The following is a 25,644-nucleotide window of genomic DNA, read 5'->3' on the forward strand; positions in this document are numbered from 1 at the left end:
ACGCCATGTCACAGGACCATCAACGGCGGCTGAAAAATTTTTTTATCAACCGCTCCCTTCAGTTACGGCTGGTCTTCATCAGCCTGGGCTACATGGCCATCATGCTGGGCATCACCCTCTCCTTTACCCTCCTGCCCATTCTGCGTTCCATGTTTGAAACCTCGGATCCCCACACTCAGTACCAATCCGCACAAACCTTTCTTCTCCTGGCCCAACGCCTTGTGCCGGCGATGCTGGTACTTTTTTTCCTCTTTTTTTCCCACCTCGTCATCATGACCCACCGTGTCTGCGGCCCCCTGGTCAACTTCACCCATACCTTTGAGTGCATGGCCGCAGGGGATTTTTCAAGACGGATCAGCCTGCGCCAAAAAGATTATCTTCAAGACGAGGCAGAGATGATCAATGAGGTCCTGGACAACCTGCAGGACCACATCACCTCTCTGCAAGAGGAAAACCAACGCCTGATGAAGAGCCTTGAAAAAGCAGAGGCCGACCCCACACCAGCGATTCTGGCCGTTGCCCGGGAGCAGAGCCAACGGATCAACGACCTGGTCACGGCCTTTCAACTTTAAAGGGAAGGTCACTATTCAGCTTACGCCTCCGGCGGCCCTGCCGGGGGCTAAACTTTTGAAAAATTTAACAAACAGATCTTAAAAAATTCTTCTTGAATGAATTTTGTTTTAAATGCGAATGTGATTTGATCCGAGGGATCCGCCTACGCAAAAGCCTCCGGCGTGACAAGCGATCCGTCTTCGCCTTCGGCTACGCCGTGACATGGGGGCAAAGCGCATCCGCAATCTGCTTTCAAGGTGGCACACCTTGCCGCCGGAGGCTTTTTTTTGAGCTGAATAGTTACAAGGGAAGAAACGAAAAGAAAGGTGGCCCCCCTGCCCCTGCCCCTTGATTTTACATGCCATTGTCTTTAAAGTGTCCCTGCTGAAAACCTGGGTGCCGTAAGCCGGACGCCCCGGACTATTTTTATCACGAGAGCAGGAGACGCATGAAATCACTGGCGTTTAAAAAAGAACTGGAAAGGGCCTTACGTTCGCTGGGCCGCACCATGATACGGGACCGCCACGCCCTGCGACGGGACATGAAGAATCTTCAGCGCCTCCAGGAGCCGGATGAAAAGGCGCTCCAGAAGCTCCAGGGGATTCAGACCCGCCTTTCGACGTCTATGGAAGAGAGACATCGCCGCCAGCAAAACCCGCCTGCCCTCAATTACAACCAGGAGCTCCCGGTCACAGCCCGCCGGGAGGAGATTGTCGAAACCATTCGAAAACACCAGGTGGTGATCATCTCCGGTGAAACCGGTTCCGGCAAAACCACCCAGATCCCCAAGTTCTGTGTGGAAGCAGGCCGGGGCACTGGCGGACTCATCGCCGTCACCCAGCCAAGGCGTATCGCCGCCGTCTCCGTGGCCAACCGCCTCGCCGAAGAGATGGGCGAAGAGCCGGGACACAGCGTGGGTTTCAAGATCAGGTTCCACGAAACCGGGGACAGCAACGGAACCATCCGCCTGATGACCGATGGCATCCTCCTGGCCGAGGCACAGGGAGACCCCTTTCTCTCCGCCTACGACACCATCATCGTGGACGAGGCTCACGAACGAAGTCTCAACATCGATTTTATCCTCGGCATCCTGCGGACGCTCATAAAAAAACGGCGGGACTTGAAGGTGATCGTCACCTCGGCCACCATCGACACTGAAAAATTTTCCAAAGCCTTTGGGGGTGCCCCCATCATCGAGGTCTCGGGCCGCACCTTCCCCGTGGAGGTGATCCACAAACCCCTCGCCTCCAAAGACGACAGCTACGTGGATGCCGCTGTGGAGTCCCTGGACAAACTCGTGTCCCTGGGGCCCTACGGCGATGTTCTCATCTTCATGCCCACGGAAGCCGACATCAAAGAGACCTGTGACATGATCGAAGGGCGGCGGCACAAGGCCATGACCGTTTTACCCCTGTACGCGCGCCTTTCAGCCGCCGACCAGAAAAAAGTGTTCCAGAGCGCCTTCGGGCGAAAAGTGATCGTCTCCACCAACGTGGCAGAGACCTCCATTACCATCCCGGGTATCAAGTATGTCATCGACACCGGCGTGGCCCGAATCCCCCGGTACTCGCCGCGCACACGCACCACCAGCCTGCCCGTCATGGAAATTTCCCGCTCCAGTGCCGACCAGAGAAAAGGCCGCTGCGGGCGTGTGGCCAATGGGGTCTGCATCCGACTCTATGACGAAGCCTCCTTTGAGGGCCGCCCCCTGTTCACCCTGCCGGAGATCCTGCGGGCCAACCTCGCCGAAGTCATCCTGCGCATGCTCTCCCTCAGACTGGGCCGGGTGGAAGACTTTCCCTTTGTCGACCCGCCCTCACCCCAGAGCATTGGCGACGGCTTTCAGACCCTCCTCGAATTAGGCGCCATCACAGAGGAGAAGGGACGGAAAGGCGAGACTTGCCACCGGCTGACCGAAACCGGACGCATTATGGCGGCCATCCCCGTGGATCCCAAGCTCGCCCGCATCCTTATCGAGGCCTCCACCAACGGCTGTGTGGAAGAGATCCTGGTAATCATCGCGGCCCTGACCATCCGGGACCCCCGGGAGCGCCCCGACAGCAAAGAGGCCCAGGCCGACCAGAAACACGCGGCGTTTAAAGACCCTCTCTCTGATTTTTTGACCCTTTTAAATATCTGGAAGCGGTTCAAGGAGCATATGGGGGACTCGAAACGCATGGGCCTGATGAAAGGGTTCTGCAAGGAGAACTACCTCTCTTTTCTGCGGATACGCGAATGGCTCGACATCCACGCCCAGCTCTCCCGCATCGCTCGGGAGTTTAATCTCAGCCAGCCCACCGAGACACAGGCCTCCTCCGAACCGGCCAACAAAAAAGCGACCTTCGGGGCGGAGTACATCGCCATCCACACCGCCATCCTGGCAGGCTATCTCTCGAACATTGCCACGGCCAAAGAGAAGAACCGCTACACCGCCACCAAAGGGCGAGAGGTGATGATCTTTCCCGGCTCCGGCCTCTTCAATAAAGGCGGGCAATGGATCGTCGCCTCGGAGATGGTCGAGACCTCCCGGCTCTTTGCCCGCAACGTCGCCCGCATCGACTCCGGCTGGCTGGAAGAGCTGGGCAAAGAGCTCGTCAAACGCTCATATTCCAACCCCCGCTGGGAGAAGAAAATGGGCGCCGTGATGGCCGACGAACAGGTGACCCTTTTTGGCCTGATCCTCGTCTCCCAACGAAAAATCCACTTTGGCTCCACAGACCCCGAGGAGGCCACCCGCATCTTCATCCGGAGCGCCTTGGTGGAAGGGGACATGGAGGTTCCCAAGGGAAACCGCCACTTCTCCTTTTTGGACCACAACCGAGCCCTCATCGATGACGTTCGGGAGGTGGAAGACCGCATCCGAAGGCGGGACATCCTCATCAGCGAAGAGGATCTTTTTGCGTTTTACGCCGAAAAAATAACCAACACCTGGGATATCCGCACCTTTTCCCGGCACCTCCGGGAGGCCGGGGGAGACGCCCACCTGAAGATGGACCCGGAGGCTATCGCCCGTTACCGGCCGGAAGACGAAGAGCTCGCAGCTTTCCCCTCAGGCATCTCCGTGGGCGGCGGCACCTTCTCCCTCTCCTATGCCTTTGAACCGGGCAATGAAAAAGACGGGGTCACCCTTGAGGTTCCCGCCCACTCTGCCAAAGCGCTCTCCAAAGAGGCCCTGGACTGGGTCATCCCCGGCCTGATGATCGAAAAAATTGAGGCCATGATTAAAGGGCTCCCCAAAGAGCATCGAAAAAGACTGGTTCCCGTCTCCGATACCGTTTCCGTCATCGCCTCTGAAATGGAAGAGCTAAAAATTCTGAAGCAGGGTGCCTTTCCCACCCGGCCCCTGATCACCGCCCTGGGATCCTTTATCGCCAAGCGATTCGGGGTGCGCGTCCCCCCCAACGCCTGGCAGGGAGACGCCGTTCCCGACCACCTGAAGGTGCGCATCTCCGTCACCGGCGCCAAGGGAAAAGAGCTGGCCGCCTCCAGAGACAAATCGGTCCTCCTGACCCGAACCGATGAGGCCGTCCCCAAAAACGACGCCTTTCAAAAGCTGAAGCGCCAATGGGAAAAAACAGGGCTCACCGACTGGCCCATGGAGGAACTCCCCGAGAAGGTACCCGCCCCCGGGGGCCTGTTTGCTTACCCGGCCCTGACCGCCACCCCGAAAGGGATCTGCCTGAGCCTGCATCGCCACGATCAGGAGGCCTTACGTCTCCACCGAAAGGGTGTGGCCGCCTTAACGACCCTGCGCCTCTCAAAAGAGGTAAAAAGCCTCTCAAAAGACCTCAAGCTCACCGGGGAGGCCAAAAAACGCGCCGCTTATTTCGGTGGGGATGTCGCCCTCACCTCGGCCCTGGCCCATAAAACCACCGAGCTGCTCTTCCCCTCGTCCCTGCGGGGCCGGGCCGCGTTTGAAGCCCACATCAAAGAGGCATCAAAAGGCCTTTATGCCACGGGGTCCAGACTTCTCACCGCTGTGGAGGCCATCCTCTCCGGCTACCACGACACCAGCGCCCTCATCTATACCGAAGAGTTGAACCGGTCAAAAACACCCGCCGGACAGCTCCTCACCGGCATGCTGCGCAACGAGTTGGATCTTTTGATCCCCAAAAATTTTATTGAGATTTACGAGCCGAATCGTCTCACCCAGTTAGAACGCCATATCCGTGCCCTCTTCCTCCGCGCCAAACGCGCCTTCGACGCCCCGGAAAAAGACCGCGCCAAAGCCCGGGAGGTGACCCCCTTCGTGAAAGCCATGAACGCCCTCGTCGCCTCCCTCAACCCGGACTCCTCCGAAGAAAAAAAAGAGGCCATTGAGGCCCTGTTCTGGTCCATCGAAGAATTTAAAATCTCTATCTTTGCCCAGGAGATCGGCACCCGGGAAAAGGTGTCTGCCAAACGTCTCCAAAAAAGAGTTCGAGATATTGAGGTGATGATCTAAAATAAAGCCTTTGGCCCCCCCCCAAAAAAAAATCGCTGCCCCGCACACGGTGATTCCCCCTGTGCGGTTCATTCATAGAACCCCTCACCCTATATTTAACGACCCTCTATCCGTGATAGGTGACCCCATGCGCACACTTTTTTTCAACACCCTCCTGCTTCTCACAGTGCTTTTTCTCTCCACATCTGCCCTCGCCTTTGACTACACCATCAACGACATGGCCGAAGGCATCTCCCGTCACAAGGCCACCTGGATCATGCCCGCCACCTGGACCGATGAATACCATGGAGACCAGACCGAACTGGTCTTTCAGGTCAGCCTCAAAAAACAGATCATGAACACCGGGCTTCACGTCGCCTACACCCAGAAATCCTTCTGGCAGGCTTACAATGAAGAGGGCTCCGCCCCCTTTCGCGAGACCAACTACAACCCGGAACTCTTCTACCGCATCCTGCCAGGCAGCGCCCTGACCCGATTTTTAGGCAACGGCCCTATCCTCAGCAAGCTGGGAGCCGACATCGGCTTTGAACACGAGTCCAACGGCCAGGACATGCCCGACTCCCGAAGCTGGAACCGCGCCTACATCACCCCCTTCTACGCCGGAGGCGACCTCCTGCTCTGGCTGAAGCTCTGGTACATCACAGACGACAGCAAAGAGCCCTCCCCCGACGGGATCAAAGGAAGTGATAACCCCGATATTGCGGACACCATGGGCTACAGCGAGTTCCACCTCAAATACCAGTTTGGAGGCGACCAGCTCATCCACCTCATGGGCCGGGGCAACCTCCGCAAAGGCAAAGGGGCCGCCCGCCTCACCTGGAGCATCCCCATCACCCAAGGGGGGGCCTTCTTCATGGTCCAGGCCTTTCACGGATACGGGGACAGCCTCATCGACTACAACCACGAGATGACCCGTGTCGGGGTGGGGATCATGCTCTGCCGGTAACGCCAGGCCCCTCTGCACCGAAAATACGCAAAAAAATTCAGCCGCCCTGCTTCACCCCAAGGGTGATTTTATACAGGACGGTAAGGATCAGCAGGCCGATGGCCGTGATGCCGGCCGAAATCATCAACTCCAGAAGGGTGGGCACATACTCCGTGATGTGATGCATAGGGGAGGGAATAAAGCCTCCGGCGATCATGCCGAGACCCTTGTCGATCCAGGTACCGACAAAAACACAGAGGCAGGCGACGGCGAGGATTTTCTCGTTGTTACGAGTTACGGGGGGAATAAGCAACAGAACCGCCACGCCCATCAGAAGCAGAGAGGCCCGCATCCAGGGCACCAGCACGCCGTGGCCATGGAGCCCGACGTAGAGGTATTTCAGATGATCCATGTGTTCTGGAATCCGTGAATAAAAGGCCACAAACACTTCGCACCCCAGAAAAAAAAGGTTGGCGATCATGCCGTAGGTGGTAATAACGGCAAGGGTCTTTATCGCCTTCTGGCCGGGATCAAAATCAGAGAGGCGACGAATCAAAAAACAGAGCAGAATAAGAAGGGCCGGCCCCGCAGCAAAGGCCGAGGCGAGAAACCGGGGCGCCAGGATCGCCGTCATCCAGAAACCCCGCCCGGGAAGGCCGCAGTAAATAAAGGCGGTCATGGTATGGATCCCAAAAGCCATGGGGATAGAGAGATAAACCAGCCCCTTTACCCAAGACGCAGGTGCCACACCATTTCGCTCCGCCTCCAGCACATTCCAGCCGATGATGATATTCATAACGAGATAGGTCATGAGCACGTTGCCGTCCCAGAAGAGCATGGAAGAAGGCGTGGCGTTCAAAAAAATATTGAGGGCCCGAGAGGGCTGCCCCAGGTGAATCAGCAGGTAGAGAAGGCACATCACAAGGGAGGCCACCGCCAGGAACTCACCTAAGACCGTGATCTTCCCAAAGGCCTTGTAGTCGTGCAGATAATACGGCAGCACCAGCATCACACCCCCGGCCGCCACCCCCACCAGAAAGGTCATCTGGGCCGTGTAAAACCCCCAGGAGACATCCCGGCTCTGCCCCGTGATCATCAGCCCGTGCTCCAGCTGCTGCCCGTAACAAAGCGCCCCCAAAACCAACACCGCCAGAAGTCCCGCAATCCACGCCCAATACCCCCTGCCGCCTTTTATCGCCAATTCAAGCATCACGCCTCCGTCCATTAATGAGTCCAAACCAATACACATCTCAGGACGGAGTATAGAACCTGCGAGTTAAGCGGGAATAAACGGGGAATAAAAAACTGCCTCCGGCGGCCAGGGGATGATCCCCTGGACCCCATATGGCACCAGCCGTAGAGCATTCGCAAACCCGCTTTCAAGGTGGCGACACCTTGCCGCCGGCATCCCTTTTTAACCGATAAGCGTGCGATAGAGTGCCGTGGTTTTTTCGTGCAAGGGGCAGCCCAGCACCTCCATCTGTTCTCGGCAGGCCTGATAGCTTGTCATGACGTGGGCGTTATTTCCCATCTGAGCGTGGAGACGCATGATTTTTCGATAAACGGGTTCGGCCCAGGGGTCGAGGGCCAGATATTTCTCCGCAAAGTGGAGGCAAGGGACGGGGTTTTCGTCGGATTCACAATGGACCATGAGACTGGAGAGTACGGTGAGGTATCGGGTGTTCAGAAATTCACGTGCCTCAATGCACCAGGGTTCGTAAGGGTTTTCTTCCAGAAAGGGCCCCTGCCAGCAGGCTTCGGCTGCGAGGAGGCGTTCAAGGGGACTCTCCTTCTCTTTGCCTGCGGCATCCAGCGCTTGAAGAAAAATCTCCACATCGATGCTGCCGCCGTCGCCCGTGTCGAGCCGGTAGGCGTCCTTTTGTTTCACAATATAAGAGGAGGTGCCTTTGGCGGCGCTTCGGTGAGGTTCCAGGATGGTGCGCAGGGCACTCATGGCCACGTTAAACCGTTTGGCGGTTTTAGCGGCGTCCTCCTCGGGCCAGAGCAGCTCAGTCAGGGCCTCCCGATGAACAAATCCGGTATGCCGCTTTGCCGCAAGGTATTGAAAAATCATCAACGCCTTGGAGCTGGTCCACTCTTCGGGACATATCTCCCGGTCCCCGACCTTCACCGTGAAGGGGCCGAGGAGGGACAGGGTCAGCGGGAGAACCGAAGGGGCAGGCATTCGCTTCAACAGTGCGGCTGAGCCACGGTTGACCAGGGGCTCTTTCGCCTGGGAGAGGGAGGCCATCACGTCCAGGGCCGAGGGGCCCATGGCAGTCAAAAGACGCTCAATAAGAAAGGGAAACTGCCCTTCGGCGTAGAATTCCGTAAGAAGGGGAACGATCCTGCTTGTCTCCGCATAAAAGAGATGCGCGTAGCCCCTTTCCCCGGTCAGGCGAAGGGCCTTTTCGAGCACACTCCGGGCCGCGGCTTTGTTTGAGTCGATGACGTGGCACTCCACCTCCAGAAGATGGTTTCTCAAAAGATGGTGGGCCGCAGGCTTGACCTTTGCCCGGGATTCCCCAAGCAGGCGAAGGGCCGTTTTCGTGTCGCCTTCCCAAAGATTCATCCCTGCCAGTCCGATCTCAAGGATGCCTTCGGTCACAGTGAGGCCGTACCCTTCAATAGCCTCACAGGCCAATCGAAGTGAGGTCCATGCAGCCCCGACATCCTTTCTCGCAAGGCTGATCTGATGCAGCAGGTCATAGGCACTGGCCATGCCCCACCTGTTTCCCGGGCATTCGAAGATGGCAAGGCCCAGCCTGGCAAAGGACTCAGCCCTGGCCAGCTCACCCAGCCCCAGGCAGTTCTGAGACCAGGCCACATAAACCCACCCTTTCTGGCTGTCTTTGAGATCAATCGCCTCTGAGGCGGCAATCCCCTGCTCCGCATAGCCCGCTCCCTTTTCAAAATCACCCAGAAAGTAGCTGCCCACGGCATATTGGTAAAAGGTGAGAGGCAGGCAGAAGTCCAGCCCGTGCTCGGTGGCCATGTCGAGGACTCGATCAGCCACGGCAAGGGAGGCTTGGAAGTCACCAGCGTAGTACAGACGAAAGGCCTTTGAGGTATCGACCATGGTGACCCCTGCCACGTAATCGTGGCCCGTCACCCGTGAGAGGGCCTCCATGGCCTGGTCGGTGTAGGCGTCGGCGGTCTCCAGATCCCCTAAAATCGCTGCAAAAAGAATCAGGAAGGTAAGGGTCACGGAATAGTTCGGAGAGGTTGCGTCAATCTCCCCGACGATCTGCTCCAGAAAGAGTTTGGCCTCTCGCATGTTGCCGCTGTAGTAGTACTGAAAGCCCAGGTTGGAATAACAGGTGACCACATGTTCATCATCATGCGCCTCCTGGAAAAGACGGAGGGCAGCGGTCAGGTTTTTAATGGCCTGTTGAGGGTTGCCCGCACACGAATGAAGCTTTGCCTCCATCATAAGAAGCTGGGGTATTTTTTTTCTGTACTGTTCAGGAAAAAGAGAGAGGCAATGCTGGAGGGTGTTGACCTTGCCCTGGAGAATAAACCGCGCTTCGATGCTCTCAACGACCCGGGTTGCCTCATCATACCACCCCCCTTCAAGATAATGGTTCAAGGCCTCAAGGGGATTCTCGCCCTCCATGGCCTCCCCCACGGCCAAATGAAGGGCACAAATCTCTTCACGGGGCAACCGCTCCACAAGCTTTGCCCGCAGGAAATCTTTCAGCAGGTGGTGATAAAAAAAAGTCTGCCGATCCGCATCCAGGGAAAAGGTAAGGAGGTGCCGGTCTTCCAGCGCACGAAGGCGCTGCAGGGAGTCATCGCTCTTAAGCACCCTGTCACAGAGCCCCGGTTCCAGGGGCGAAAAAAGGGAGGTCTTCAAAAGAAATTCCTGGTCCCCCAGCCCTTGTGTTTCAAACACATTCTCTTCAAGATACGAGAACACATACCCCCGGGAGCCTTTGAGCTCAAACAGCCGATGTTCTATGCCCCGGTCGCCCTCTCCATTGAGAGAACAGCGAAAAAGCATGAGACTGGCGGCCCACCCCCCGCTTTTTTCATGGAGTTCACGGATCTCGTCTTTTTTAAGGGGAACGCAGAAAACCCGGGAAAAAAGTTCCTGAATCTCCGCTTCAGTGAAGACAAGCTCCCGCTCGCCTATCTCCACGACCTCCCGCATCACGCGGAACCTGGAGAGACGGACAGGGGGCACCACGCGGCTGATGATGATGAGGTGCAAAAAGAAAGGGAGACGCTCCAGAAGAAATGCCAGGGCCTCGTTGATCACGGCACTCTCCTGAACCAGGTAGTAATCGTCCAGGACGATGACGGTTTCCTGGGTGACCCCCTCTTCGAGCCGCTTCACAAACGATAACAAAAACCTTTCCCGCCCCTCTTTTGAAACGGCCATCCGTTCCAGATCCCCGAAGAGTGTCCCCTCTACATCGGGATAAAGTGCCCCCAGACCGGTGAGCAGATAACTCATGAACACCGAAAAATCTTTGTCAAAGGGATCCAGCCGATACCAGACGGTTTTCACACCTGCCTGCTGGAGGCCCCGGGCCACCAGGGTACTCTTGCCATACCCGGCCCCTGCGATGACTGTTGTTACTTTTGTGTGGGAGAGCTCACTGAAACAGGTAGAGAGCCTCTGCCTGTCAAGGAGGCTCTGCGGGTGAGGCGGAAGAAGCTTGGATTGAAGAATATCTGCCATTTGATGAGAACCCTGTCAAAAACGTTGCCGATAAAAAAGCCCTTTGCCTCTGGCCATCTATACCAGAAACAGCGGCAAGGGTCAGCCCGGTTTTTCGAGCAAGGGGAGGTCGGGGAAAGGAATCCTTGATCTTACCCGAGCACCGAATTAAAATACACAGGCCGTCGAACATAAGCCCCCACAGCGACAGACAGAACACCACACTCTCAAACAGATGGATAAGCCCATGGATTACCCGCAACTCAATCAATCCGACACACTGGTCCTGATCCGCATGGAAGTTGCCGGCGCCCTTCAAATCTGGGTGGAAGAGTCACAACGCCCCGCAGTGGACAACGGTACCCGCGCCCCACATCTTTTCCACATCTCCTTCCCCGGCGAGATCATGGCCCTCTCCAACCTCAACGCCTCCTATGTCCGCACCGTCGACAACGACACCGGAGCTGTCTTTCAAGTCTTTAAAACCTCCCCCTTCCTCGACTATGTCCGTACCGAAACCTACGCTGCCTCCACCATGGAACATCCCCTCCAGCACTTCCGCCTCATCACGGAAGAGAACCTCATCGACGTCATCACCCTCACCCCTCCCCATGTGGACGAGATCACCCTGGAATAAAATAAAGGGAACCATTCTGTTCGCCGCCGGCGGCGAGGTGAGCCACCTCGAAAGCAGGTTTGCGAATGCGCATCGACTATCGTCACGTCCGGCTGGAATGCGTCCGCATTCGCGTGAAGGGTGAGGGGCTGCACCGGATGTCGCAAGCGCATGAGCTGTCGGTGTTTCCATGTTAATGCACGGGATGACATAAAAAACCCGGCAGGTTGGCGCCTGTCGGGTTTCTTTGGATAAAAAAAGCCGCACCGGAGTGCGGCGCTCCGATGCGGTGCATCTTTTCTCATTTATTTTGAAATCGCTGTCCAACCGATGGCCAAGGCATTGGTATGCCTTCATTCGGTGCGTAAAACTCGTTTTCAAAATGGCTCCACCTTGCCGCAGGAGCCGGAGGCAACGCGTTTTGTGCCGTTAGACAGAGAGATACTGCCGCTGCTCCCTGCCCGAAATATGCACCCGGTCGTCTTCCCACTCCTGGGTCTTAAGGGTCATGAAGTTTGCGTAGAGTTTTTCACCGAGAGCCTCTTTCAAAAAATCACTGCGCTCAGCTTCGACCAGGGCTTCGTAAAAGGTCCGGGGTAAAAAGCGTTCGTCCCACACCTTCATCTTGTAATCGCGATCGTAGTTACTGCCTTTGTCCGGATTGACCGGGTGCAGCTGTTCCCGGACGCCCTTAAGCCCCATGGCGATGAGCAGGGCCATCTGCAGATAGACATTGCCCGCCGGGTCGGGGTTACGGAGCTCGATTCGGGTGGACGATGGGCTGATGGTGTAGGGCACACGCACCATGGAGCTGCGGTTGCGAAATCCCCATCCACGAACGATGGGGGCCTCTTTTTCCACCACATAGGCTTTGTAGGAGTTGACGGTGGAGGCCATCACCACCGACGTTTCCCGGGCGTACTTGATAATACCCGCAATAAACTGACGGGCCACGGTGCTTAAATTCTGGTCCTCAGAGTCGTCGTGAAAGAGGTTATTGCCCTCTTTGTCTTGAATCGAGAGATGCATATGAAAGGCGTTTCTGTTGTGCTCTTTAAACGGCTTGGGCATGAAGCTGGCGTAATATCCATTTTCCTGAGCGATCCGCTGGGTGACGTAGGTAAACAGCAAGGTGCGATCAGCGGCGCTGACGGGATCGGTGCATTCGAGATTGATCTCGTGCTGAGAAGGCGTGACTTCATGGTGAGACTTTTCATAGACAATACCGCAACGTCCGAGAAGGTCGGTAATCTGCTGGCGGATGGCCTGTCCCTTGTCATGGGGAGTGGAGTGAAAGTAGCCCGCCTGATCGGTGTGCACATCCGATGGAAAACCCCGCTTTGTCGTCAGGGCAAACTCATCGCCATTTAAGAGAAAGAATTCGTGTTCCGGCCCCACACGGAACTGAAAACCGAACTCATCTTTGGCACGCTCGACGATCTTCTGAAGAATGGTACGCGGATCCACCGATGCAGGCGCCCCCTCTTCGTTCAGTACATTGGCGATGAAAAAGCCCACGGTTTCATCTTCAAACGGAACACTCCACAACGAGTTCGCGTCCGGCATCAAAATGCGATCGCTGTGCTCCACATTACCAAAGCCAGCGATGGAGCTGCCATCAAAGCCAACCCCATTGTCGAAAACATCACCCATTTTATGTTTGTTGACCGACAAATTCATCAGCCTGCCGTTCAAATCCGTAAAAAAAAGCTTCGTACAATCCACGTGTTCAAGATGACTCTCTACGTCGTCCATAATCTCCCGCCTGAGTATCGTTTCCGTTCACAGACAATGGCAAAACTGCCTCTTGTCCAAGGTTCACCAGTTAAAAACAATGCCTAAGGCCTACCACGAAATTATTTTTACTTCAATGGAAGCTTTAACTCAAAAGTATCTAAATTCACAAGTAAAACCTGCCCCGACGGCTCAGCCTTTAACTATAATCATTATTCATACGCCCCCCATTTACCCATCAAAAAAGGGGTCTCACCAGCGTACGAAATCAACGCACGAAAACGGAAAATTCAGCGACGCCGCAACGTAAATACGGAGATGAGGAACCCAGAGCCTGACAGCCGGAAAGCCATCGCAAACACGCTTTCAAGCTGACCCCCGTCAATGGGCATGGAAGCCCCGGCAGTTCATGCACTTGCGACAATCAGGGAGCCCCTGCAGCCATAGAGCCCTCGCAAACTCGGTTTCAAAGAGGCGCCCCCCTTACCGCCGGAGATATTTGGGTGAAAAAGTTAGACAAACAAATCAAATTTTATGTTTTCAAGTCATTTTGAAATTGAGCGCGGATGTCATTTACCCCGAGAAATGCGGGAAAAATTCGTTTTCACCCCGCGATTCGAAGGATCATCCCCCTATCCGACAGACGCATTTTATAAGCTAAAGGATTCCTAAAAAATGAGTTTAAAATTTCCTTTTTCCGCTTCGGGTCATTCCTCTTCCTCATCCCATCGCAACGGACTCTCGGCAGAGTTAACATCAGATGAAACTTGACGAAAAGTACAATCTCTGCGACTTAAATCCATAGCCTTCAGAGATAAAACAGAGCCTTACCCCATTGCATGAGTAGACCCATCCCGCCAACAGCTCAAAGAATGAAGGGAGAGAAAAAGATGTCCGACAGCCTGTACATCACGGGAACAGAAGCAAGGAGTGGAAAATCCGCCATCGTGTTGGGTGTCATGGAGCTGTTGCACCGGAAGATCAGCCGGGTGGGTTTTTTTCGCCCCATCATCTCAGGGCTCCAGGAGCGGGACAGCAACATCCACCTTATCGCCACCCACTTCGGCATCACGACGCCTTACGAAAAAATGTATGGCTGTTCGGCCAAGGAGGCCACGGATCTGGCCTCTGAAGGCAAACCCATGGAGGTGATCGAAGGGATCATCAAGAAGTACAACGAGCTCAAAGAGACCTGCGACTTTATTGTCTGTGACGGCACCAACTACGCCGCCTCCACCGCCGCCTTCGAATTCGATATCAACGCCGAAATCAGCAAGAACCTCTCCTGCCCGGTGCTTCTGGTGGCCAACGGCTGCGGAAAAGAGACCCGTGAAACCGTCCGGTCGGTGGAAGTGGCCCTGGAATCTCTTCAGGACAAAAAATGCCAGACCATCGGGGCCGTCATCAACCGCACCGCCCCGAACCAGACCGAAGAGATCGTCCGCCGTCTGCGGGGCAACCCCCAGGCGGCGTCCCTGCTCATCTATGGCATCCCGGAAAACCCAGCCCTGGGCCGACCCACGATCGGAGAGGTCGCCCGAGCGCTGAAGGCAGAGGTGCTGTGCGGGGAAAAATGGCTCAGCCTTCACGTCAGCAGCTTTACCATCGGCGCCATGCAGATTCAAAACCTGCTGAAACGAATCCAGCGAGGCTCTCTTGTCATCACCGCAGGGGACCGCACCGATGTCATCGTGGCCTGCCTGGCGGCAGGGGCTTCCACCTCCAGGCAGAATATCGCCGGCATGGTTCTCACCGGAGGCCTCAAACCGGACGACACCATCCTGGATCTCCTGGCCACCTCCCCCCGAACCTTCCCGGTCTTGAGTGTCCCGGAAGATACCTTCCCGGTGGCCAGACGGGTCAACCGGATTCACACCAAGATCTCTCCGGATGACGACCGGAAAATCACCCAGCTCTTCGCCCTCTTTGAGAAACATATCAACACCGCCGAGCTGGAACGGGAGCTGGTCACCACCCGCACCGCCATCGTCACTCCGAAGATGTTCGAGTACAATCTCATCCAGCGTGCCAAGACAAAAAAGCAACACATTGTGCTGCCCGAAGGGGATGAGGAGCGCATCCTGCGGGCGGCGGAGATCCTTCTCCAGCGGGAGGTGGCCGATATCACCCTCCTGGGCCCCGCCGATTCCATTAAAGAAAAAATCACTCACCTGGGCCTGCGGCTCTCCAGGGTCCAGATCATCGATCCCAACAGCGCCCCCCGCCTTGCCGAATATGCCGAGAACTACTACGAGCTGAGAAAACACAAGGGCATCACCGAGGAGAACGCCTGGGACATGATCAAAGGGCGAAATTTCTTCGCCACCATGATGGTCCGTGAAGGCCACGCCAACGGCATGGTCTCCGGGGCGGTTCACAGCACGGCGGATACCATTCGCCCCGCCCTTCAGATCATTCGGACCAAGCCGGGGGTTTCCCTGGTCTCCAGTGTTTTTCTCATGTGTCTGGAAGACCGGGTCCTTGTTTACGGGGACTGCGCCGTCAACCCCGACCCCAACGCCGACCAGCTCGCTGAAATCGCCATCAGCTCGGCGGAAACAGCCCTCACCTTTGGCATTGCTCCCACGGTCGCCCTCCTCTCTTACTCCACCGGGGGATCCGGAACTGGAGCCGATGTGGACAAGGTGCGGGAAGCCACCCGCATTGCAAAGGAGATAGCCCGGAAACAGGGGCTCCAACTCAAAATCGAAGGCCCCATCCAGTACGACGCCGCCGTGGATGCCGCCGTGGCCAAGACAAAACTCCCCGACAGCGAAGTGGCGGGCAAGGCCACCGTCTTCATCTTTCCCGATCTGAACACCGGCAACAACACCTACAAAGCGGTACAGCGCTCCGCGGGCGCCGTGGCCATCGGCCCGGTTCTTCAGGGCTTGAGACACCCCGTCAACGACCTCAGCCGGGGCTGCACCGTCCCCGATATCGTGAACACCGTGGCCATCACAGCCATCCAGGCCCAGGCGGAACAGGAGCCGCCCCATTGACTACACTCAACAAACACCTTTGCGTTCATTATGGCACAATGGTAGTATAACAAAGAGCCTCGTCCTGAGTGCCATTCTGCTGTGCTTTTAAGCTTGAAGGATTATCTTTTTTACTACTTTACAAGGAACGCAAACGTGAGTCTGAGCGCCAAGACCGGGTCGTCCCCCGAGCAGACAGGTAAAGGCCATTACATCCGGCATGCTGTGCTCCAGGACATTACCCTGTATTCGTATGACAAAAACCGTTCCATCCTCATTGAAGCCCAGGCCGGCCAGGGGAAAACCACCCTTGTCCGGCAATACCTCAGCCATGTGGGCACCCCCGGCCTCTGGTACGCGCTCTCCCCCGAAGACAGGGATGCCGTCATCCTCATCGACCGGTTCTACGCGCTCCTGCAAAAATCCATCCCCCGTTTTTCATCTCGGCTGATCGCCACCATGCTCGCCAAAGGCGAGGTGTCTTACCAGTCGGTGGGAAAATATGCGCGAATCCTGCTCTCTGATCTTAAAAAATCTCTCAAAGAAGAGGTCTACCTTGTCTTCGACGATCTCCACCTCATCGAAGACTCTCCCTCCGCCCTGAAGTTCCTTGAATCCCTTCTCTCCGATCCCGGACACGGGCTCTATTTTATCCTCATCTCCCGGCGACGCATCCCAAGGCAGCTCAGATCCCTGTTCCAAGCCCGGCCCTGCGTTTATTTAGACAATCAGAGCTTGGCCTTCAGCAAAAAAGAGACCCGGGAGTTTGTTTACCACTGCATGGAGATCCCCCTGACCCGCAACCAGCTGAACCAACTCTACGAAACGACCCACGGCTGGGTTATGGGGCTGCGCTCCAAATGTGTCTCCTTCAAAGCCAAGGGGAACTCAGCCCTTGCCTCCGACGACCTCCTGCACGGAGACGCGGAGCGGGACTTTCACTACTTTGCCGAAGAGGTCTATCCCTTCATGGCCTCGTCTGCCTCCGGGCTGATCCTGAAGCTTGCCCTGTTAGACGAGATCCCCCTGGCCCTGGCCAGGGAAACGGGCAACACCCCCGACATCGCCGAAACCCTCTCCTACCTGAGCCTTAACAACTTCTTCCTGACACAAAAGGAGTGCAGCGGAGAAACGTACGCCTTTCATCACCTGTTCCGGGATTTCCTGAGGGTCAAGTGCCGGCAGCAGTGTCATGGGGACGAGATTGCGTCGTTTCTAAACAGAGCCGGCGCGTGGTATGAAGACAAGCATCAATTCAAAAAGGCCCTCGCCTGCTTTTTCAAAGCGGCAAACCATGATGAGATCGAAGCGCTGCTGGAACGCCATGGTCTGGACATCTACCGCAAAGGCCATCTCTATTGCGTCCATCAGCTCCTGCGACAGCTCCCTGCCCCGGTGGCCGAATCCAGGAGTTGTATCTCCTTTTTCCTCGGGCTCCTCTCCGTTGAGATCGACCCCGCACTGGCCTTGCACTTTCTCCACCGTTCCCGCGCCCTCTTCGCCTCCCAGGAGAACCCGATGGGAGAGCTGCTCGCCACCACAGAAATCTGCTTCAACCATATCTTCATTGACGGCGAGCTAAAATCGGGGAAAGCCCTCTTTTCTCGGGCCACAGAGCTTTTCCACAGGCTTCGGGACCGCCTGTCCCCCTTTTACCTGGCCCGAACCGCCAATGCCCTGGCCAACTGCTATTTTTATTTTCTGGGAGACACAAAAAACGCGGAAGCCTGCGCAGAGATGGCCAAGGAAACCGCCAGGGCCCATGACATGAGAAGCCTTCTTGCGGAGGCCTACACCGCCTCCTGTTTCGTCCACATGGGCCAGGGAAAATTCTTCCGATCCGCCGGAGAGATCGACGCCCAGCTCATCCATCTGGCCGACCCGAGGGTCAAGGACTCGACCCAATTACTCGCCCGCCTGACCCAGCTCAACCAGCTCGAAATCACCGGCGACTTTTTCAATTACAACCACATGAAGCCCATCACCTATCGCATCATCGGGGCGGCACTGGTCCAAAACACGGTATTCCATGGGTTCACGAAAATATGGGAGACCTGCCAGGCCCTGGCAAATGGCGACATGGACCACGCCTTGCGGCTGATCAACGAGGCCCTCACCCTGGATGAAGCCGGACAAAGCGCCCACCTGAGGAGTCAGTTCTATCACTACCAGGCCTATATCTGCGGATTAAAGCAAGACAAGGACGCCGCGCTTGCCGCCGCAGAACAATCCATCCTGCTTCGCCAGAAAGCCCACGTCCCCTATTTCGTGGCCCTGCAGGCCATGATCCTCGGAGGCATGTATGCTCAGCTTCAGATGTACGAAGAGGCCGAGGCCTCTCTGGAGAAGGCCATCTCCGTCAGCGAAAAAATCAATGAACGGTTCATCCGATGCGGAGCCCTCGCCCATCGGGCCTTCATGAACCTTCAACGCGGCCAGACCGAACCGGCCGTTGCAGACACCCGGGACCTGCTCTCCTTCATGGAAAAAGAGCGATACCTCCATTTTGACTCCTGGACGCCCCGAATCATGCTCCCCGTTCTTCGGTTCGCCCATCGTCAGGGTCTCTCACCGGAATTCACCCGTATGCTGGCCGCCGAAAAACTCCATGTCGCCTTCGAGGCTGACGACCGAACCCTGCCCCTGCTCGAAATCACCACCCTGGGACAATTCGCCCTGCACCTTGACGGCAAAGTGATCCTGAAAGGCACCCAACTGAGCCACAACGAGCAACGTCTTCTCTCGGCCATCCTCTGCTCCTCATCGCAAAGTATCGGCATCCACGAGGCCTTCCACATGCTGTGGCCGGACTCTTTGGACGACAAAGCGATGAAAGCCTTAAACGTCATGCTCTTCCGCCTGAGAAAAAAGGTATCCCACCCGGATATGAACCCGGCCTTCGATTTTCAGGATTACCTGCAGCATAAAAACAAACAGCTATTCCTGACCCATTGCCGGATCGATGCCCGCACCTTTCAGGAGGCCACGGCCCGAGGGATCACCCAGAACAGGAACCATCACTACTGGCAGGCATCCAACTCCTTTCGCCGGGCACTCTCTCTCTGGAAGGGCCCCTTCCTGAAAGGCTTTGCCTATGATGATTATGCCGATGAATTGAACGATCGCTCCCTTTTAAACACCTTGAGTCAAGGGGCGACCCTCTGGAGCGACATCATCAAAGCACACGGCGATTACATTCCAGAAGACCTCGATCTCATCGAGAATTCGATCAGCCGTGGAGCTGGAACCCCGGAGATGATGAAAAATCTGTTCGATATTCATGCGGCTTCCGGAAACACCGGAAAACTCCAACATCTCACCCAGACTTACCAGGACGCCCTTCTCCGATCCGGGTACACCCAGCCAGAAGCCGACGAGGAGCTCGAAGGGCTGTGGGCGCACGAAAAGCCGTCGACCTCTCCACTCAGCCCAAATTAAATATCCGTCCCAATAAAATACCTTCCCTAAGAACCCTATATATTTAATAAATATAAAATTGCCCACTCAGATACGGCCATTTACCCCTGACCCTGTAATCAAAATGTAACCCTGCTTTATTAGTGTAGCACTCATTTGCTTACTTTCACCTCTCGTCATCGAAGATGGGTGTCACGCATAGCGTAAACTTAGATCAAACAACAAATCAAAAAATAAGAACCAGTGTACAGAGTTGAAATCATGCGGACCGATGCGGCCTGAAGCGGCTCATCCGGGGGGGAAGAGCCTTCTGATGGCCATCTCGACTGTTTTGATTTCATCTCTTTACGCACAAAGGCCCCGCCCTTCAGCAATGAAGGGCAGGGCCTTTTTTTTTGTGACAGCTCTCTGCGGACTTCTCGTACTAGAAAAACACCGACACGCGAATCTGATCCACCGCACCGCTCTGATCCACCACCAGAATCTGGTACACTCCGGGCTGTTTGGGCTGAAAGAAGAAATGGGTCCCTTGAGCCACCAGAACCGAATTCTCAAACCAGTACCACGGCCCGTTACCCCCTTGAACCCGAAGTGAAAAATCAGGGTACCCGTGGGTAAAATCTTTTTTCATCAGGACCTCCTCATCCTCGAGGCCTTCGATGCGAATGGGCTCATCAATGATAATATCCGAGGCACCGAGGCAATCCGGGGCCAGCGGGGGGATCAAGGCGCGCCGTCGCAGGGAGGCGGGAAGCCAGCTCTCCAGAGCCACAGGCCACAAAACCCGAGACGTTTCCACGGTGGCGCGACCCCTTGCACAGGCCCTGGAGAGGCGATACGCCCCGTCCGGCGTCGTGGTCAGGCGAAGGGGAGTTACGGCGGGGCCGGGGGTGTCCCGGGTTGCGGTGAGGGTGGGGGGGGCGGTCCGATCCAGGAGCCAGGCCGTTCGGGGCTGGTCACAGCTCTCTCCCGAAGAAAGGACGGTTCCCTCCGGCCAGCAGATGGTGGCCTCGGTGACCGAGTCCGGCCTGGGAACCAATCGCGTGTGACGGGGCAGCAGCTGAAAAGCTAGTTTTAAAAGAGGGGTGGCTGTCTGGGCGCCATAATGACCGGGCACAGGGGTACCGTCCGGACGCCCCACCCACACGCCGAGGGTATAGCCCCGATCCACCCCGATGGCCCAGGCATCCCGAAAGCCATAACTGGTCCCGGTTTTAATGGCAAAAAGTCGCTTTGTATCTCGAATCTGCCGGTCCCGCACCGGGATCAACATGTCCTGAACAATCCAGGCGGCCCCTTCGGAGAGAAGGGTCGCCTCCTCCACCGCGACATCACGGATAAAGCGCGGTTTCATGGTTTTTCCACCCCGCCCCAGGCTCGAATACGCCAGCACCAGGTCTTCGAGTCGCGTCGAAAAGCCCCCCAGGGCCATGGAGAGGTTGGGCTCGGCACCCACGGGCAGTTTGATTTCAAACCCACTGTTGACCATCGCCGCATAGAAAAACCGAGGCCCCACATGGTCCATGAGCTGGACCGCCGGCAAGTTCAGGGAGTGAGCCAGGGCCGCCGCGCTACTCACCGGCCCGCTGAAGCTTCGATGAAAGTTCACCGGCTGGTAATCGCCAAAACGAAGGGGCACATCCATGAGCAGGCTCTGGGAACAGATCAACCCCTGATCCAAAGCCATGCCGTAAATAAAAGGCTTTACCGCCGACCCTGGCGATCGAAGGGCCCGGGCCATGTCCACGTAACCAAACCGCTCCTCATTAAAAAAATCGGCGGAGCCCGTATAGGCCTCCACCGCCCCGGAATGGTTGTTCATGGCCATGGCGGCGATGGAGACATGGGGCGGGAGCCCCGCCGCATAATCCCGGACGAGCTGTTCCAGGGACTCCTGAAGAGAGAGATCGATCAGGGTCTCCACCCGGGTCACCCCTTCCGGGGCCTCCGTGTGAAGACGTCGCGCCAGAAGCGGGGCGGTCATGTGCCTCTCCATGGGCCAGGCCACCACATGCTCCTCCTTGGCCTCCTCAACCGCCTCGCCGCTCCAGACCCCAAAGTCCAATAACCGGTCCAGGCACTTGTTTCGGGCGGCCTCCGCCCGTTGGGGAAACCGATCGGGCCGAAACCGGCTGGGGGACTGGGGCATCACCGCCAGCAGAGCCGCCTGGGCAGGGGTCAGCTCTTCGGCCCCGTGGTCAAAGTAGGCATAACAGGCGGCCTGAACCCCTTCAAAGGTCCCGCCAAAGGGGGCATGATTCAGGTAATAGGTGAGGATCTCCTCTTTGGTAAAATGCCACTCCAGCTGCAGAGCCGCCCCCATCTGAAGGCATTTTCCCACCACCGTCCTGGGAACCGGACGACGCAACCGCGCCACCTGCATGGTCAGGGTGGATCCCCCGGAGATGATTTTTCCATTTTTCGCCCACTGCCCCACAGCACGCAGCATGGACAAGGGATTAACACCCGGGTGATGATAAAACCAGCGGTCCTCGTACCCCAGCAGCGCCTCGATATAAAGTGGAGAGACCTGATCCAGGGTCACCGGATACCGCCACACCCCCTGGGCATCGGAGAAAGCCCGCAACGGGGTCCCGTTTTCTGCAAGAATCACCTGGGTGCGGGTTCTTGGGTTCAGATCCATGGGATAAAGCCGATCCAACCCCCACCCCACCGCCAAAAGGGCCATCACAAAAAATAAAATAGAACAAAAAGCCCTGGGAACCTTTGTTCCCAGGGCTTTTATTTTCGACGCAACCCAGGTGCGGTCATCAAAATTCACAGTGTAAAACGCCTCGTGATGAAATCTATCGGATTAACAGGATAAGGGGCTTTACACACCGCGCGAATGCGGACGCATTTCAGTCCCAAAGAAACGACACCCGCATCGCATTCGCAAACCCGCTTTCAAGGTGGCACACCTTGCCGCCGGAGGCTTTTTCTTATTCAGTCACCGTCAGGGTCTCAAAGGTTGCGCCCACGGCGTGGCGATAGGGGCGGTACATGTCTTCCACATAGCTGCCTGGCATTCGGTAGACCCCGGGGGTGACGGCGCGCACCAGGTAGAAGAGGGTGACGACACGGCCTTTGTCCACGGAGACGGCCGCCACATAGCGGTCGTCCCGGAACTCTTCATGGGTGACGGCCCCTTTGTCCCAGAGTTCGCCCAGGAGTTTGCCCTCGATGCGAATCTCATCGAGATGCACGGTGGCGCGTCCGAGGTTCTGGTTCTCGATCTCCAGGCCGGCGGGGAGCAGGTCCACGACCAGTCCGTCGGGGGTGCGCCTGCTGGCAGACACCTTCAGCCGGACCACGGCCAGCGCCCCTGACTTCAGGGTGGTGGGGGAGATGGCGCTGCCGTCGACGTTAAAAAAGTCTCGGGTGATGGACATCTCGTGGGATTCCGGGGTCGGCGCGCTCTTGCGGTCTCCGGTGAGGCTGATATTGGCATACAGGGTCTGGCTGCCGGCCTTGATGGCCTTCAGGCCCTTAAACTGCGCCAGGCCAAAAAGGGTATTGAAATCCCGGGTTCGATCCAGGGACTGGGTGCCTCCGTCCGTCATCAGCGTCCCTTTCCATTTTTCGCCCCCTTTGTTCAGGGTCGCCATGGCGGTGCGAAAAAGGCAGAGACGCTCCTGGGTACTCAGCCATCGTCGGTCTTTCACGCCGCCGGCCAGGTCTGCCACCAGGGTGTTGTTTCCGCCCAGTTCATGGGTCATGGCGAGTTCGGTCATCCGGGCGAGGTCCCGTACGGAGGAGCCATACTCCCCGTAGTAGCGATACCGGGTGCGTACCTTCTCGTCCAGGGCTTTGTCATAGGCCCGCTCGGCATTTCGAGCGTCTCCTGCGAGTTTAAAGGCGGCAGCCATATACATCCAGCTGAGGCCATCATCGGCGGTCTTTTTATCGTACTGCTTATAAAGACGCCGCAGGTCGCTCAGGCGCACGACACCGTTCCGGGCGAGGAGGTAGCCCGCATAACTTCTGAAGGCAAACCGGTAGTGGTTCGAATCTTCGCTCCAGTGGCGGCTGTTGGAGCCCGTGTTTCCTTTCAGGTACTTGCGCAGCCGTATGTTGGCCTGCTGCAGGGCATTGCCATCCACGGAAACCCCCATCTTCAGGGCATCATGTAAAAAACCCGCGGCATAGACCGTCAGCCACTCGTCCTCTGCGCTATCCGAGGACCAGAGTCCGAAGCTGCCGTTGGACTTCTGGCAATCCAGCACCCGATTCACCGCCTTCTCCACTTGAACACGACGGAAGGCATCATCGTAGGGGTGATCGAACTGTTCTTCCACCCGGCTTGAGAGGCCCATCTCCGAAAGAGCCTCCGGGGAGGCCAGAACCCAAGGGTAGCCGGAGCTGACGGACTGTTCCAGGCACCCATAGGGGTAGTGGAGCAGGTACTCAAAATGACCGGCAAAATCAATGGGGGGGCGGTTGGACAGGTTCATCTGAAGCCGCACGGTTTCGGGCACCAGGTCATCGGTTTTCAGCACCGGGACCCAACGGGTATCCGGCCCGATGGTGGCCACGGTTTTCCGGGTTACCGACGGATAAGGCGACCTCACGCCAAGGCGCCAGGAGCGGGAGAGGTCGATGGCCTCCTCCGGTGTCTCACCGGGGCTGGTCAGATGCAGGGTGATCACGCCCTGGCCCGAGCTTTTCTCGGCCCGAATGGGAACCCTTACGGTCACCTTCTCCTGATCGGCGAGGGCCAGGGTCCGGGTCTCAGAATGGGCGGCCAGCGCCCCACCCAGGGTCATCTCAAGAACAAGATCCCGGGAGCTGCCGCTCATATTACGAAGGTCCAGGGCCAGGGTGGACTGATCCCCCATGGCCAGAAAGCGGGGCATGGCCACCTGGGTCACGATTTTATCGGCCACCTTGGTGTCCGCATCCACGCTGCCGAACTGCTCGTCGGCAAAGGCCAGGGCCATCCAGCGAAGCTGCCCGTTAAAATCAGGGAGATCAAAGCTGGCGGTTACCTGCCCCTTTTCGTCCACGGGCAGAGGCTCTGAAAAGAAGGAGACCATGCGCACATCGGATTTGGGCTTGTCCCCGCCCCGGGTCAACTCGGCGTCGGACTCGGCAAAGCCCCCGCCGAAACGCTGCCGGGCCGTCTTGGGACCAATGTTGTCGATGATCTGGCCGTAGTTATCATACAAATCGATGTTGTAACGACGCGGCCCGAAAAAATAGCCTTCCGCATCCGGGGTGGCAAACCGGGTGATATTCAAAATCCCCACATCCACCAGGGCGACCACCACACGGGTGTGGGAAGGCAGCGGGGCATCCCCTGCGGTCACATGAATCTTAGCCGTCACGGTTTTGTTGGGCTCGATCTTTACCGGCGCATCGAGGGTCATCTCAAGCCGCGTGCCTTCGCGTTTCAAGGGCAGGTGGACCATACCAAAGGCACGTGAGGGCACCGGGGTGGTCTTCATGTCCCCCGGACGGATCACCATCACCGAGGCGTAAAGGTCATGCCGGTTCCAGGCGGCATTCGTGGGGATTGCCACCACGCTGCCTTCTGATTTCACCGGGGCATACGCGGTATAATAAACTTTTTCTGAGCTCTCCACGGTAATGAGCGCCAGGCCATCCTGGGGAGGCGTGATGCGGAGCTCCGCTTTTTCCCCGGGGAGGTAGGAGGCTTTTCCAAAGCCCAGGCTCACCTGATCAGGCTTCTGGGAACTGCCCGTTCCGGCGTTGCCCCACCAGGACCAGGAGGTTTCAAACTCAAAGGCACTCTGAACGGTGCCGTCGGTCACCTCCACACGGTATCGGCCCCAGCTCAGGGGCAGGCTCACCGAGGGGGCTTCCCCTTTTCGGGTGGTCAGGGACTTGGAGAACACCGTCACCGGGCTCTCGTTCCAATCCCAATGCCAACCCCGACTGTTGGTGTGTCGCCAGTACCAGTTGCGGTCCTGTCGGATCAAGGTCACCTGAAGGTCGTTGCAGGCCTGCCACTGCCCCTTTGCATTGGCGGCTCCCACCTTGATGTCCACGGTGGCGTTGGCGTCGGGTTTACCTTTAAACTGGGGCTCGATTCCGATAAAACGCTCGCCGTTAAGAAGGGTCAGACGAGCCGACCGGGTGACGGGGCGTCCCCCGGTTTCATAAACGCTGGCATGGACCCGAAGCCGGACCGGAGATTTCATCTCCACCCAGGCATTGGGCTGAACCAGGGATCCTGCCCCGGTTTTCCCCAGGGTGACTTCGGAAAAATCTTCGCGTTTCAAGGTGATGGGTTCCTTTGAGTCCCCGAAGAAAAAGGTGGGCAGCGTCTCAAAGGGGTGGGGATCC

At 57.1% G+C, this 25,644-nt stretch carries 11 protein-coding genes; 6 read left to right on the plus strand and 5 right to left on the minus strand.

All coding sequences use genetic code 11. From position 1 onward, the window contains the following. The first annotated feature begins 5 nt into the window (after nt 1-5). The 3 genes from Q1Q75_RS06365 to Q1Q75_RS06375 all read left to right on the plus strand — a co-directional run bounded on the left by Q1Q75_RS06365 (nt 6) and on the right by Q1Q75_RS06375 (nt 5,942). The gene (locus Q1Q75_RS06365) at nt 6-572 is read left to right on the plus strand and encodes a hypothetical protein (RefSeq protein WP_300668428.1); all 567 of its coding nucleotides are present in this window, start codon (nt 6-8) and stop codon (nt 570-572) included. A 428-nt stretch (nt 573-1,000) separates the two neighbouring features. Next, on the plus strand, nt 1,001-4,996 hold the full coding sequence (gene hrpA, locus Q1Q75_RS06370; protein ID WP_300668430.1) for an ATP-dependent RNA helicase HrpA: 3,996 nt from the start codon (nt 1,001-1,003) through the stop codon (nt 4,994-4,996). Nucleotides 4,997-5,123: 127 nt separating this feature from the next. After that, complete coding sequence (locus Q1Q75_RS06375; protein WP_300668431.1) at nt 5,124-5,942, plus strand: phospholipase A; 819 nt, start codon at nt 5,124-5,126, stop codon at nt 5,940-5,942. Between the two features lie 37 nt (nt 5,943-5,979). Here Q1Q75_RS06375 and dsrP read toward each other — a convergent pair whose 3' ends face one another. Next, entirely contained in the window at nt 5,980-7,131 is a 1,152-nt protein-coding gene (gene dsrP, locus Q1Q75_RS06380) for a sulfate reduction electron transfer complex DsrMKJOP subunit DsrP (protein ID WP_300668432.1), read from the minus strand. Between the two features lie 204 nt (nt 7,132-7,335). Further along, nucleotides 7,336-10,608: a tetratricopeptide repeat protein gene (locus Q1Q75_RS06385; protein WP_300668433.1), complete on the minus strand. Its 3,273-nt coding sequence runs from the start codon at nt 10,606-10,608 to the stop codon at nt 7,336-7,338. Nucleotides 10,609-10,834: 226 nt separating this feature from the next. Here Q1Q75_RS06385 and Q1Q75_RS06390 point away from each other — a divergent pair, with 226 nt between their 5' ends. After that, nucleotides 10,835-11,224: a hypothetical protein gene (locus tag Q1Q75_RS06390; RefSeq protein WP_300668434.1), complete on the plus strand. Its 390-nt coding sequence runs from the start codon at nt 10,835-10,837 to the stop codon at nt 11,222-11,224. 408 nt (nt 11,225-11,632) lie between these two features. On the opposite strand, the gene Q1Q75_RS06395 is transcribed toward Q1Q75_RS06390, so the two are convergent. After that, complete coding sequence (locus Q1Q75_RS06395; protein ID WP_300668436.1) at nt 11,633-12,958, minus strand: glutamine synthetase family protein; 1,326 nt, start codon at nt 12,956-12,958, stop codon at nt 11,633-11,635. An 869-nt stretch (nt 12,959-13,827) separates the two neighbouring features. On the opposite strand from Q1Q75_RS06395, the gene pta reads away from it, so the two are divergent. Next, nucleotides 13,828-15,939: a phosphate acetyltransferase gene (gene pta, locus Q1Q75_RS06400; RefSeq protein ID WP_300668437.1), complete on the plus strand. Its 2,112-nt coding sequence runs from the start codon at nt 13,828-13,830 to the stop codon at nt 15,937-15,939. Between the two features lie 135 nt (nt 15,940-16,074). Continuing rightward, nucleotides 16,075-19,356 (plus strand): BTAD domain-containing putative transcriptional regulator, encoded by a 3,282-nt coding sequence (locus Q1Q75_RS06405; protein WP_300668439.1) that lies wholly within the window; start codon nt 16,075-16,077, stop codon nt 19,354-19,356. A 403-nt stretch (nt 19,357-19,759) separates the two neighbouring features. Here the strand turns inward: Q1Q75_RS06405 and pbpC are convergent, their stop codons facing one another. Further along, on the minus strand, nt 19,760-22,117 hold the full coding sequence (pbpC, locus tag Q1Q75_RS06410; protein ID WP_300668441.1) for a penicillin-binding protein 1C: 2,358 nt from the start codon (nt 22,115-22,117) through the stop codon (nt 19,760-19,762). Nucleotides 22,118-22,277: 160 nt separating this feature from the next. Further along, nucleotides 22,278-25,644 (minus strand): alpha-2-macroglobulin family protein (locus tag Q1Q75_RS06415; RefSeq protein WP_300668443.1); only part of this gene is annotated, 3,367 nt, incomplete at its 5' end.

This window comes from Desulfoluna sp., from assembly GCF_030145185.1.
Lineage (GTDB): Bacteria > Desulfobacterota > Desulfobacteria > Desulfobacterales > Desulfolunaceae > Desulfoluna.